This is a genomic window from Nitratireductor sp. ATLC21 (genome assembly GCF_057196525.1).
Genome location: NZ_JBXUOU010000003.1, coordinates 151473 through 164230 on the forward strand (window position 1 = coordinate 151473; position 12758 = coordinate 164230).

Consider the following 12758-nt stretch of genomic DNA (forward strand, 5'->3'; position numbering starts at 1 on the left):
ACGGCTCTCTCAAAAGGGAGCTGTGACCAATGACCCCAACGATTCTGGTGTTCGCGGGCTCAATCCGAACCGGCGCCTTTAGCGGCAAAACTGCCGACGCTGCCATGAAGGAACTGGCGCAGCAGGGCGCCGAGGTGACACGTATCTCGCTGGCGGATTATCCGCTTCCCATCATGGACCAGGATCTGGAGAAGGAAAAAGGCATTCCTGAGAATGCCTACAGGCTCGGCCGCTTGATCGCCGCCCATGATGGTGTGCTGATCGCCAGCCCGGAATACAACGCCTCTATCCCTCCTCTGCTCAAGAATACAGTCGACTGGATAAGCCGAATCTCGAAGGACGGTGGAAAACCGTTGCGCCCCTGGACTGGAAAGCCGGTCGGGCTCTGCTCTTCTTCGGATGGAAATTTCGCCGGCATTCGCGGGCTCTATCACCTGCGCGCAGTGCTGATGAACTGCAAGGCTGACATCATCACCCAACAATGCTCGGTCGCCCGGGCACAGGATGCCTTCGACGAGAATGGCAACTTCAAGGATGACCGCACGCGCGGAATGATGGAAGCCGTGTGCAGCAACCTGATCGAACGCGCGAGATTGACATCGACGAGAGTGGGAGCCTGACCTTATGAGCGAAGCAATGCGAGACCGTCTGATTGTTGGCCTGGATGTGCCAACCCTGACCGAAGCCGACAAAGTGGTCGCCGCGCTAGGCGATACCGTCTCCTTCTACAAGATTGGCCATCAGCTCGCCTTTGCCGGTGGATTGAGCTTTGCGCGGGAGCTGGCAGGCTCGGGCAAGAAAATCTTCCTCGACATGAAACTGCTCGACATCGACAACACAGTCGCCAAGGGCGTCGAGAACATCGCCCGAATGGGCATGACGATGCTGACGATCCACGCCTATCCGAAAGCAATGCGCGCGGCGGTCCAGGCGGCCGAGGGTTCAGGTCTGACCCTGCTCGGTGTGACGGTCCTCACATCCATGGACGATGCAGACCTCAAAGAGGCCGGCTATGCGCTAACGGCGCGTGAGCTGGTAAAGAAGCGCGTCGCGCAGGCGCGTGACGCGGGCATGGGCGGGATCGTCTGTGCACCCACCGAGGTGAACGAAATGCGCGATGTGGCAGGGCCCGGCATGGCGCTGGTGACGCCCGGCATCCGCCCGGCAGGCAGCGATCATGGCGATCAGAAGCGCGTGATGACGCCCGGCGATGCGATCCGCGCGGGAGGTTCCCATCTGGTGGTGGCCCGCCCGATCGTGGCATCCCCGGATCCGAAGGCTGCCGCTCAGTCCATTCTCGACGAGATGGCCGCAGCCTGACAGAGTGGGCCGGACGCCGACCACGGAGGAGGAAACCATGCCCAAAGGATACTGGATTGCCCATGTCGATGTACGCGACCCGGAGCGCTACAAGGACTATGTGGCCACGGCCAAACCGGCCTTCGAGAAGTTCGGTGCCCGCTTCCTGGCGCGTGGCGGCGCATGGGAAGGGCTGGAAGGCACGGGGCGCGGGCGCAATGTCGTGATCGAATTTCCCTCACTGCAGGCAGCGCGCGATTGCTACAACTCGCCCGAATATCAGGCAGCAAAGGCGATCCGCACGACCGTAGCGGACGCGGACATGATCCTCGTTGAAGGTGCAGAGTAGGCTGCGCAGAGGAGATAGAACCACGCTCGATCTGCCCGGAAAATATGCAATTCGGCCCTATCGCAGGGCCGATGCCGCGCTTCTTCCAAAGGTGGAGGCGCGGGCGGCTGAACTTTTTGTCGCGTATGGTTATGCAAGCCTTGGCGCCATTCCGGCTCTCCCGGAAGATGCCTTCAACGCTATCGCGTCGGAGAACAGGACATTCGTTGCGGCGCATGAGGACGATGGTGCAATAGGGTTCGCCATGTGCGGCCAGATCGGGTCGTTTCTCCATCTGAAAGAGCTTTCCGTGGCGCCAGAGCACGGACGGCGGGGGTTGGGGAGCGCATTGCTTGATGCGGTGATCGCCGAAAGCGTTGCTCTCAAGCTGGACGGCGTGTCGCTCAGCACCTTTCGATCGGTGCCCTTCAATGCACCGTTCTACAAGCGCCACGGGTTTGTTGAAGAGCCTTTCACTACCGCGAACGAAGCATTGAAAGAGCGCTTCATTGCAGAAACTCCCCCAGGAGTTGCGGCAGACGACCGCCTTTTGATGGTGCGCCGCAGCAAGACCTTATGACCAGGAGATCGGATTACCTTTTTTAATTCAACGAATTAGAGCGGCCTCTGATTGACCAGTGGCCGGGAACAAGCCCTTCTATTGCAACGCAGCAAAAGTTGTTTACTCTGATCGGAAAGCAAACAAGCAAGGCCGCTGCGTTCCCTTCTCCTTTTTCACGGCAGTCTGGCCATAGCGAAGGTCCTCTCAGGAAACCTAGCAATGTATTATCAGCTCTATGAATTCAACCACGCCGCGCTCCAGCCAGCACGGGCCTACGCCGATGCGGTTCGGCTCTTTTACAGCAATCCTTTGAACCCGGTTGCCAAGACCTATTTCGGACGAACTGTCGCTGCCGCAGCCGAAGTCTTCGAGCGCAGCACACGCCGCTACACGAAGCCCGAGTTCGGCCTGAAGGAAACAAACGTCAACGGCGTGAAGGTGAGTGTGCGCGAGCAGACCGTGTGGTCGCAGCCTTTCTGCGATGTCATACGGTTCAAGCGCGACCTCCCCAAGGGCGCACATCCGGGCCCGAAAATATTGATGGTCGCGCCGATGTCGGGCCACTATGCCACGCTGCTCCGCGGCACGGTGGAAACGATGCTTCCCTATGCGGATGTCTACATCACGGACTGGGCGGACGCGCGCATGGTGCCGGTTTCCGACGGGCCGTTCGATCTCGATGACTACATCGATTACCTGATCGATATTTTCGACCATCTGGGCCCAGACACGCATGTGATGGCGGTCTGCCAGCCTTCTGTTCCCGTGCTTGCAGCCATCGCTCTGATGGAAGCGCGCGGGGAGAAGAACGTGCCGGCCAGCATGACGCTGATGGGAGGGCCGATTGACACGCGCAAGAACCCTACGGCTGTCAATGAACTGGCCGAGCAGAAAGACATTTCCTGGTTTCGCGACAATGTGATCATGCCGGTGCCGTGGCCCAATCCCGGCTTCATGCGACATGTTTACCCAGGCTTTCTGCAGCTTTCCGGCTTCATGAGCATGAACCTCGATCGCCACATCACGGCGCACAAGGACTTCTTCATGCACCTGGTGAAAAACGACGGTGACTCCGCCGAAAAGCACCGCGACTTCTATGACGAGTATCTTGCCGTCATGGACCTGACGGCCGAGTTTTACCTGCAGACGGTCGAAACCGTTTTCATTCGCCACGACCTGCCACGCGGACAAATGCGGCATCGCGGTGAATTGGTGGATCCCGCCGCAATCCGCCGCGTGGCTCTTCTCACCGTGGAAGGCGAGAACGACGATATATCCGGCGTTGGGCAGACGAAGGCCGCGCATGATCTATGCGTCAACATCCCCGAAGACATGCGCCATCACTATATGCAGCCGGCGGTTGGCCATTATGGCGTTTTCAACGGTTCGCGCTTCCGCTCGGAAATTGCGCCGCGCATTCTTGACTTCATGCGCAGCAATCCTGCCGGCGGGCTGAAAACCACGGCGAAAGCGCCCACCGGCGTTTCCCGGAAAAAGGTTCAGAAACGACAAATTCGAGCGAAACAGCCCTGAAATTCTGGAAAACGGGTGCGTTTTCCGGAATTTCCTGTCGCGTCGAAGCCCTTTGCACAACAGCAGCGTCGACCCGTTCGATCCATCGTGCATTTCAGCAACAGAGCGGAAGAAACTGGCGCTGCTAGCCGGCGCTGGTAACCATAGCTGGGAAGATTGCCCGCCCGCCGATTGACATCAGGCCCTCACGTTTCTTAACGTTTCGTTAACGATAGAAACAAGCGGGGAGCGGCATGATGGCTGCTTTGCGGGGGGTAATCCGCAACGGGTTTTTTGCGGGCCTGATTCTGGCGGGCGCCATGACGGCACCGGCCGGAGCAATGAACACAATGGAAACCGGCGGCTTCACGTCCCAGCCGATCGGCCACTACGAATTCTGCAAAGCCAATCCTGTTGAATGCTCCATTCGCCTGCGTGATCGGGGGCCGGAGCACATGACGAAAACGCTCTGGAAAACCATCAGCGCCGTCAACGAAGCGGTGAACCGGACGGTTCAGCCGATGAACGACATCGACATTTACGGCGCGGAAGAGGTCTGGACCTATCCCTCAACCGGGGTGGGCGACTGCGAGGACTATGTGCTCGAGAAGCGCCGTGAGTTGAAGCGCGCGGGGTTATCGCTCACAAATCTGTTGATCACGGTTGTCCGCAAACCCAATGGCGAGGGCCATGCTGTTCTCACCGTTCGCACGGACCGGGGCGATTTTGTGCTCGACAATTTGAATGACAGCGTGAAGTTGTGGAATGCCACCAATTACCGCTACCTGAAGCGGCAAGCCAGCAATCACACGGGCCGCTGGGTGAGCCTGCGCGAAGGCAACAACCCGGTTGTCGGTGCGGTCAGCGAATAAGCGGATTAACGCTGCTCCCATCTTTGTCACAGTTGATGGCCTATAGTTCCCAGACTTTCGCAGGAGGAAGTTCTGGATGTATGGATTCTTGCCTTTGTCTGGCAGTCGGATGTGGTGCTTCCTGGTGGCGCTTCTGATGGCGGCTGCCCCTCACAACGGCGCTTTCGCGCAAACACCTCTCGTCGCGGCTGCCGAAAGCGGCGATCTGCCGGCGCTGCAACGCGCGCTTCACGCCGGAGCACCCCTGGAGGAGCGCGACGCCCAGCAAAGAACCGCGCTGATGGCGGCCGTCCAGGCCAACCAGACAGATGCGGCCCGCCTGCTCATCGAAGCAGGAGCAGACGTCAATGCCCGCGACAGCATTCAAGACAGTCCTTATCTTCTGGCGGGCGCACGAGGCTATCTGGAAATTCTTCGTCTGACTCTCGAAAACGGAGCCAACCTGGAAAGCACCAACCGGTTCGGTGGCACTGCACTGATCCCCGCTGCCGAGCGTGGCCATGTGGAGACCGTGCGAACGCTGATCGCAGCGGGTGTGGATCTGGATCACGTAAACAAGCTGGGGTGGACGGCGTTGCTCGAAACCGTGATCCTCGGCGACGGGGGACCGGATCATGTCGCTGTGGCCCAACTGCTGGTCGATGCCGGCGCAGACACCGACATCCCCGACCGCACGGGCGTAACCGCACTGCAGCATGCAAAGCGCAGCGGCTATGCGGAGATCGTTGCGATACTCGAAGCCGCTGGCGCGCGCTAGACCCGCGCACACATAATCCGGGCCCAGCAAAACCTGACGGTCGCACCCTTCCCTGTCATTCTTGACAACCCATAACTGGATGGCTATGAATTTGACTTATAGCCACCCAGTTATGAGTTGAAATGCAACAAGCCCCCGACATCCTCTTTCGCACACTGGCCGACCCGACACGCCGTGCCATATTCGAGCGTCTCTGCCGCGATGGCGACCTGACGGTCGGGGTGCTGACGGCCGGGGCCGGCGTCTCGCAGCCAGCGGTTTCCAAGCATCTTGGCGTGCTCAAGCGTGCGGGACTTGTGCATGACCGGCAGGAAGGCCGGCAGACCCGCTACAGCGCCCGCATTGAGGCGCTGGCCCCGCTCGTCGACTGGACGAAGCAGATGAGCGGTTTCTGGCAAAGCCGGTTCGACGATCTGGAAGACCTGCTCAACAGGATGGATCAATGACAACTTCCGCGACCGAAACACGCTGCGTGGTGGTGGAGCGCGAGGTTCCGCATCCGCCCGAGAAAATCTGGCGCGCGCTGACGCAGCCACACCTGATTGCGGAATGGCTGATGAAGAACAATTTTGAGGCGCGGGAGGGGCACCGGTTCAGCCTAACCGCCAGCTGGGGCAAGGTAGACTGCGAGGTGCAAACGATAGAGCCGCATCGCGCTCTCACCTATGCCTGGAACACGAAAGACCTGCGCAGTGTCGTGAGATGGACACTTACCCCAACCGAAACCGGCACCCTGCTGCGCATGGAGCAGGAAGGGTTTCAACCCGGTCAGAAGCCCTACTTCCAGGGCGCCACGGCTGCGTGGCCGCGCTTCATTGCAGCGCTCGAACGAGTGGTCGATCAGCTCGGCTGACGGCCCGATATGAGCTCAAGAAACGCAATCCGGAAAGCGTGAGGAGGACACACGAGCGTGGCCGACACCGGAAAATCACCGCCTGAGCTGATCGATGAGAAGATTCAAGCGCTGGGCGACTGGCGCGGTGAAATGTTGTCACGGCTTCGAGGCCTGATCAAACAAGCGCTTCCCGATGTGGTGGAGGAGTGGAAATGGCGCGGCGTGCCGGTCTGGTATCACGACGGGATGATCTGCACCGGCGAGACCTACAAGAAGGCCGTGAAGATGACTTTTGCCAAGGGCGCTTCGCTTGAAGATCCTTCCGGTCTCTTCAACGCCAGCCTTGAAGGCAACACACGACGTGCCATCGATTTTCATGAAGGAGACACCATCGACGAAAGCGCGCTGACGGCACTCATTCAAAGCGCAGCCCGTCTCAACGCATCAAAGCGCAAATAGGAGGATCTGCGAATGAGATGGCAAATCACATGGAATCTCCGGCTTCGGCAGATACATCGCTGGATCTCGATTGCATTCACGGTTGGCGTGATCATCAACACAGTCGTCGCCATGCGCGGGGCGGAACCAGCGGCTTGGGTTTACTTTCTGGCGGGCGGTCCGCTCCTTCTTCTTTTGATCACCGGGCTTTATCTGTTTGTCTTGCCCTACACAGCCAAGCACCGCGCCAAAGGTCGAGCCAGCGTCTAGCTTCGCCTGTCTGCAGCCATAACTGCGCCATCTGAGTCTCAAGCAGGAACCAAGCAAATGGTAAAAAGCGCTTCAGACAAGACCGCCGGGCGCGAAGAGGTGCCACGCCTTCTCAGCGGCGGAAACCCGCAAATCCCCAAGGGTGACGGGGACGGCCCCGTCCAGGCCTATATTGCGGCGATGCCGGGCTGGAAACGTGAGGCGGGCCGTGTGATCGACAGCTTGATCGTTCGCGAGCTTCCCGAAGTGCGCAAGGCGGTAAAGTGGAATTCACCACTCTACGGGATCGAGGGCCAAGGCTGGTTCCTCGGCCTTCACTGTTTTACGCGATACGTCAAAATCGCCTTCTTTCAAGGCGCTTCACTCAAGCCCCTCCCGCCCGTGGCATCCAAGGACGCCAACTCACGCTATCTTCACCTTCACGAGGATGAAGCGCTCGACGAGGCGCAATTCTCATCATGGATAGGGCAGGCATCCGCCCTGCCCGGCTGGAAGCCCTAGATTGCTATCATCCTGGTCTCTACAAGTTCAGTAGCCGGCTTATTTTATACGAGAAGTTCAACGTTCCTGAAAAGCAAGCCGCGCGCCGAGCGCCAGATAGATTGTGCCTACGACACGCCCCTGCCAACGGGCGATCGCTGGATTGCGTTGCAGCCATGAACCAACCCAACCAGCGGCAATCGCGATGAGTGAAGTGTAAGCCGCACTCATCAGGACGAACACGGATCCGAGTGTTGCAAGCTGGACGACGGCCGATCCCGTTGGCTGAACAAACTGGGGCAGAAAAGCGAGGAAAAACAGGGCCGTCTTCGGGTTTAGCACCTCAGCGTAGAGCGCCTGCCGAAAGGCCAGTGGGGCGGTCAGAGGCCGCACGGCTGGCAGATCGAAGCGGTCTGTTTTTTCGAGAAAGGCGCTGATGCCGAGATAAATCAGGTACGCGACACCAGCATATTTCACAACGGCAAAAGCCAGTGCAGAGGTCATGAGAATAGCCGACAAACCAACCGTTGCCATGAGTGTGTGCACCAGGTCACCTGCTGCAATACCGAGCCCGGTGGCGATGCCGATACGACGGCCACCGACGGCGGCGCGGGCCAGTGTCATCAGGACCGCTGGTCCGGGGATCAGAAACAACCCCAGTACAACCAAAGCGTAAGTCAGCAGGGTTCCGGTTTCGACCATGTTTTCGCTCCCAACAACGTTGTGCGCCTTACAGCAAATGCGAAAGACGCCTCACCTGTTTGCCTTCCGACCACCGAGCGTGACAAAGATGCCATCATCCGGTTGTGCGCGTCCCGACGCCATCCAGCGATGAAATCGACTATGCGAGCGTTTTGGAACTCGCGCAATCCTGCCCCGTGCACGTCCCTTGCGTGGGCGCAATGTCAGGCTCCGGTTCAAGCTGCATGCTCCCTTGCCTGCCCCGTCATGCGATAGGAGATCGCTTCGGCAATGTGCGGTCGCGCAACATCTTCGGCACCATCAAGATCGGCGAGAGTGCGGGCGACCTTGAGCACCCGGTGATAAGCACGGGCAGAGAAGCCGAGCTTTTCACTCGCATCACGGATCAAGCTGGTGCAATCGGCATCCAACGCAACGACATCTTCCATGAGAGCTGCGGAGCAGGATGCATTGGTCGTCCACGCGGGAAGGCCGAGCGCGACATAGCGGGCTTGCTGTTTCTGCCGGGCGAAACCCACCCGCTCTGCGACAACGGCGCTCGTTTCGGCCCGCTCTGCTCCGCCGATCAGATCGCCGGCTGATACGGCGGGCACCTCGATGCGCAGATCAATACGATCGAGCAGCGGGCCCGAAATGCGCGCTTGATAATCCGAGACGCAGCGCGGCCCACGCCGGCAGCGATGACCGGGCTCGCCTGCCATACCGCATCGACACGGATTCATGGCGGCGACAAGCTGGATGCGGGCCGGATAGCTAACACGATGGTTTGCACGAGCAATCACGCATTCCGCTGTCTCCAGGGGTTGGCGCAGAGAATCCAGCACCTGGGGCGAGAATTCCGGCAATTCATCGAGAAACAGAACGCCGTGATGAGACAGCGATGCTTCTCCGGGTCTTGCCTTCAGCCCACCGCCCACGATGGCAGCCATGGAGGCTGAATGATGAGGCGCGCGGAAGGGGCGCCGGTCCGACAACTTCCCATCCGCCAGTTCCCCCGCGATGGAAGCGATCATCGACACCTCCAGGAGCTCGCGCGGCGACAGCGGAGGGAGAATGGACGGCAAGCGCTGCGCCAGCATGGATTTGCCCGCTCCGGGCGGCCCGATCATCAGGAGGTTGTGCCCTCCGGCAGCCGCCACTTCGAGTGTCCGCTTGGCCGCTTCCTGCCCACGGATATCAGCAAGGTCAGGCACCGAAGCCGGCGGAGGATAGAGCGCAGGTTCGGGCCGATTCATCACCTGGGTGCCACGGAAATGATTAGCGAGCGCGATCAGGCTGCGCGGCGCGAGAATATCAATGTCTGCACCGGCCCAGGCCGCCTCGGCCCCACAGGCATGGGGACAGATCAGGCCGCGCTCCATGGCGTTTGCGCCAATGGCCGCCGGCAACACACCATTGACCGCGGCGATGGTGCCGTCGAGCGACAACTCACCGAGAACGACATAGCCTGACAGCGCATCCGACGGGACAGCGCCAAGCGCCGCCATCAGGCCGAGGGCGATGGGGAGATCATAATGGCTCCCTTCCTTCGGCAAATCAGCGGGTGCGAGATTGATCGTCACTTTCTTGGGCGGCATCGACAGACCGGACGCATGCAGTGCTGCCTGCACGCGCTCCCGGCTTTCCGCGACCGCCTTGTCGGCAAGCCCGACGATCTGCGTTCCCATCTTGCCCGGCGCGATCATGACCTGAACGTCGACAGGAACGGCCTCCACCCCTTGAAAGGCGACGGTGCAGACATGCGAAACCATGCGCTTCCCCCACTCCCTGGAGCGCTCTCAGGGCAAATGGCCACGCACCTGCAAGACGCCCAAAATAGAATTGAGCGATCACATGCGCAGTTCCGGAATACAGCCAGAACAAGAAATACGATCGCCCCACAACCACATTGAAGCAGCTTGCGGCGACCAGATCAAGAACATTTCAGGAACGAGAAATCGCTATGGTTGTCTTCCGATTGCAAATGGTTGTGTTTGAGGAACGCACCATTCGTCTTGCGGGATTATCCACGGGCCCGACGGGCCTCGACCGCGTCCCAGAACAAGGCTGCGATATCGGCGCCGCCAAAACGCTTCACTTCCCTTACGCCTGTCGGTGACGTGACATTGATTTCCGTCAACCAGTCGCCGATCACGTCGATGCCGACAAGGGTGAAGCCGCGTTCACGCAGGGACGGGCCGATGCGCGCGCAAATCTCACGTTCGCGATCTGTCAGCTCCGCATGCTCGGCGCGCCCGCCCACATGCATGTTTGAACGGGAATCATGCTCGGCGGGAACCCGGTTGATGGCGCCCACGGGCTCGCCCTCGATAAGGATGATCCGCTTGTCGCCCCCTCTTACCTCTTTCAGATAACGCTGCACGATGAAGGGTTCGCGAAACGCTCCCATGAACATTTCCAACAGCGAGGCGAGATTTCGGTCGCCCTCCTTGAGATGAAAGATGCCGGCACCACCATTGCCATAGAGCGGCTTGACGATGATGTCGCCGTGCTTCTTGCGGAAATCGTCGACCTCGCGCGTATCCCGGGTGATGAGCGTTTCGGGCATCAGATCCGCGAACTCGGTGACAAAGATCTTTTCGGGACTGTTGCGCACCCAGGAAGGATCGTTGACGACCAATGTCTCGGGGTGAATCCGGTCAAGGATGTGGGTGGTGGTGATATAGTTCATGTCGAAGGGCGGGTCCTGACGCAAAAGAACCACGTCCATCTCCGACAGATCGAGCCGCTGCGGCTCGCCCAGTGTGAAATGATCGCCCTTGATATCGCGCACTTCCAGCGCTTCCGCCCAGGCGATGACCTTGCCATCGACCATGGAAAGCTTGTCCGGCGTGTAGTGCCAGAGCACATGGCCCCTAGCCTGCGCTTCCAGCGCGAGCGCGAAGCTCGTGTCGCCGGCAATCGAAACGGTGGAAATATGGTCCATCTGGACCGCGATTTTGAGGGGCATGAAATAAACTCCGGCGGGACTCAGGCAGCACGCATTCAACATTCGCACTTTGGCCGCCCAGGCCGCTAGAGCAAATATTGGAAACACGATGCCACTGGCAGCTTTATGTTTCCTGGGATGGGACCCGAGTGGAATTTATGTATTTGACATCCGATCTCAAGGTGCTGGCAAACAGCCCGCGACGTCAAACTCCATCCACCAATGTCAGCAGATGACGGCGCGGACACCCGCGTGTCAAGACAGTGCGTCGACCCATGTGCGACGCCGCTCTCAGACCGAGCAAAACCAAGTGCGCATTGTGGGTGTATTGGATACGATTCCTAAACAATTTAGGTCCATGGTTCGGCCCATGTGATCAAAAAATCGCCAAAGCAACGGAGTTTCGATGCAGCCGGCGCCCGCACCTGAACGGACGATAACGGCAGACCAGTCCGATTTTGCCTTCACCGATGCGTTGACGGGCCTTGGAAACATGCGCCGGTTCTTCGACAAGATTGATCGACTGATCGAGGAGCGCGCCGACGATCCCGCACCCTTCGCCATCGGCGTTCTCGACCTTGACGGCTTCAAACCAATCAATGACCTCTTCGGCCGCGCGGCCGGCGATGAAATCCTGCAACAGGTCGCGATGCGGCTTCGGGCGGCGATGGATGGCAATTCCACCGTGACGCGGATCGGCGCCGATGAATTCGCGTTTCTGTTTCCCCTCGTCTTCAGCGAAGAAACGGCCCGCGAGAAAACAAGGCTGCTGATTGAAATTCTCTCCGCCCCCTATGACGTGGGTCAGCGCACGGCGCGGCTCTCGGCTTCAGCCGGCTGCTCGCTCTACTATTCCGAAGAGGAAACAAGCGAGGTTCTGCTCAACAAGGCCGAAACCGCGCTCTATCAGGCAAAACGCACCGGGCGCGGGGCTGTGGTGGTCTACACCCGCGAGATGGAAGAAGCCGCCAAGCGGGTGACCCATATCGAACAGGCATTGCGACGCGCCGTTGCTGCGGGAGAGGTGGAGCCGCACTTCCAGCCGATCGTCGATCTTGAAACGCGCCGCACTGTCGGCTTCGAGACGCTGGCGCGATGGACAGACCGGGATCTGGGACCCGTCTCCCCCGGTATTTTCATCCCCATCGCCGAAGAGCGCGGCATTATCGGCCAGCTTTCTCAGCTCGTTCTTCGCAAGGCCACCGAGGCCGCGCGCGACTGGCCGAAAGACCTGTTTCTGTCCTTCAATCTCTCGCCATCACAGCTCGTGGACCACAATACGGGCTTGCAGATCCTCTCCATACTGGAGCGGACGGGCTTCGACCCACGGCGGCTGGAAATCGAAATCACTGAAACCGGCCTGATGAACGACCCTGCTTCAGCCCGCCGCATCGTGGAAGATCTGCGCCGTGTCGGGATCCGCGTTTCGCTCGATGATTTCGGGACCGGCCAGTCGAGCCTGGGGCGGCTTCGCGAGTTTCACTTCGACAAGCTGAAGATCGACCGCGCCTTCGTTTCTTCCATTCTGGAAGATCGGCCGTCCGAACACATCATCCGCGCTATTCTCGCCATGTGCGAAGGGCTGGGTATGGATGTGGTGGCAGAAGGCATTGAGGCGGAGGCCCAGGCCGACCGCCTGGTGCAATTCGGCTGCGCAGGCGGGCAGGGCTTTCTCTTCGGCCGTCCCTGCAACGCCGACGAGACGCTGGGCTATCTTCGCCAGAACAGTTGGTTCCCCGCGCAACGCAAACGCATCATCTGAGCAAGCCGGAGC

The 12758-nt window shown here is 59.7% G+C and carries 16 protein-coding genes; 13 read left to right on the forward strand and 3 right to left on the reverse strand.

The window, feature by feature from the left end; translation table 11 throughout:
- The first annotated feature begins 29 nt into the window (after positions 1-29).
- The 12 genes from AC2CHD_RS15125 to AC2CHD_RS15180 all read left to right on the forward strand — a co-directional run bounded on the left by AC2CHD_RS15125 (position 30) and on the right by AC2CHD_RS15180 (position 7374).
- Positions 30-620 (forward strand): NADPH-dependent FMN reductase, encoded by a 591-nt coding sequence (locus AC2CHD_RS15125; RefSeq protein ID WP_484554361.1) that lies wholly within the window; start codon positions 30-32, stop codon positions 618-620.
- 16 nt (positions 621-636) lie between these two features.
- Complete coding sequence (gene pyrF, locus AC2CHD_RS15130) at positions 637-1320, forward strand: orotidine-5'-phosphate decarboxylase (protein WP_229450070.1); 684 nt, start codon at positions 637-639, stop codon at positions 1318-1320.
- 37 nt (positions 1321-1357) lie between these two features.
- Positions 1358-1648, forward strand: a complete 291-nt coding sequence (locus AC2CHD_RS15135; protein ID WP_229449395.1) for a DUF1330 domain-containing protein — start codon at positions 1358-1360, stop codon at positions 1646-1648.
- A complete protein-coding gene (locus tag AC2CHD_RS15140; RefSeq protein ID WP_484554362.1) occupies positions 1638-2207 on the forward strand; it encodes a GNAT family N-acetyltransferase in 570 nt (189 codons plus the stop codon). The genes AC2CHD_RS15135 and AC2CHD_RS15140 overlap by 11 nt, the downstream gene beginning before the upstream one ends.
- A gap of 201 nt (positions 2208-2408) precedes the next feature.
- Positions 2409-3722: a polyhydroxyalkanoate depolymerase gene (locus AC2CHD_RS15145; protein WP_484554363.1), complete on the forward strand. Its 1314-nt coding sequence runs from the start codon at positions 2409-2411 to the stop codon at positions 3720-3722.
- Between the two features lie 236 nt (positions 3723-3958).
- Entirely contained in the window at positions 3959-4573 is a 615-nt protein-coding gene (locus AC2CHD_RS15150) for a transglutaminase-like cysteine peptidase (RefSeq protein WP_229449397.1), read from the forward strand.
- Between the two features lie 76 nt (positions 4574-4649).
- Positions 4650-5330: an ankyrin repeat domain-containing protein gene (locus AC2CHD_RS15155; RefSeq protein WP_484554364.1), complete on the forward strand. Its 681-nt coding sequence runs from the start codon at positions 4650-4652 to the stop codon at positions 5328-5330.
- A gap of 122 nt (positions 5331-5452) precedes the next feature.
- Positions 5453-5776: an ArsR/SmtB family transcription factor gene (locus tag AC2CHD_RS15160; protein ID WP_484554365.1), complete on the forward strand. Its 324-nt coding sequence runs from the start codon at positions 5453-5455 to the stop codon at positions 5774-5776.
- A complete protein-coding gene (locus tag AC2CHD_RS15165; RefSeq protein WP_229449400.1) occupies positions 5773-6183 on the forward strand; it encodes an SRPBCC family protein in 411 nt (136 codons plus the stop codon). Before AC2CHD_RS15160 ends, AC2CHD_RS15165 begins: the two co-directional genes overlap by 4 nt.
- A gap of 57 nt (positions 6184-6240) precedes the next feature.
- A complete protein-coding gene (locus AC2CHD_RS15170; protein ID WP_484554366.1) occupies positions 6241-6624 on the forward strand; it encodes a DUF1801 domain-containing protein in 384 nt (127 codons plus the stop codon).
- A 24-nt stretch (positions 6625-6648) separates the two neighbouring features.
- Positions 6649-6873 (forward strand): hypothetical protein, encoded by a 225-nt coding sequence (locus AC2CHD_RS15175; RefSeq protein ID WP_229450072.1) that lies wholly within the window; start codon positions 6649-6651, stop codon positions 6871-6873.
- 57 nt (positions 6874-6930) lie between these two features.
- Complete coding sequence (locus tag AC2CHD_RS15180; protein WP_484554367.1) at positions 6931-7374, forward strand: DUF1801 domain-containing protein; 444 nt, start codon at positions 6931-6933, stop codon at positions 7372-7374.
- A 57-nt stretch (positions 7375-7431) separates the two neighbouring features.
- Here AC2CHD_RS15180 and AC2CHD_RS15185 read toward each other — a convergent pair whose 3' ends face one another.
- The 3 genes from AC2CHD_RS15185 to gshB form a co-directional block, all read right to left on the reverse strand.
- Positions 7432-8055 carry a LysE family translocator gene (locus AC2CHD_RS15185; RefSeq protein ID WP_484554368.1) on the reverse strand — a complete coding sequence of 208 codons (624 nt, stop codon included), beginning with the start codon at positions 8053-8055 and terminating at the stop codon, positions 7432-7434.
- A gap of 215 nt (positions 8056-8270) precedes the next feature.
- Positions 8271-9806 carry a YifB family Mg chelatase-like AAA ATPase gene (locus tag AC2CHD_RS15190; protein ID WP_484554369.1) on the reverse strand — a complete coding sequence of 512 codons (1536 nt, stop codon included), beginning with the start codon at positions 9804-9806 and terminating at the stop codon, positions 8271-8273.
- A gap of 251 nt (positions 9807-10057) precedes the next feature.
- Complete coding sequence (gene gshB / locus AC2CHD_RS15195; protein ID WP_484554370.1) at positions 10058-11005, reverse strand: glutathione synthase; 948 nt, start codon at positions 11003-11005, stop codon at positions 10058-10060.
- A gap of 385 nt (positions 11006-11390) precedes the next feature.
- Between gshB and AC2CHD_RS15200 the strand changes: the two genes are divergently transcribed.
- Positions 11391-12746 carry a putative bifunctional diguanylate cyclase/phosphodiesterase gene (locus AC2CHD_RS15200; protein ID WP_229449406.1) on the forward strand — a complete coding sequence of 452 codons (1356 nt, stop codon included), beginning with the start codon at positions 11391-11393 and terminating at the stop codon, positions 12744-12746.
- Positions 12747-12758 lie beyond the last annotated feature (12 nt).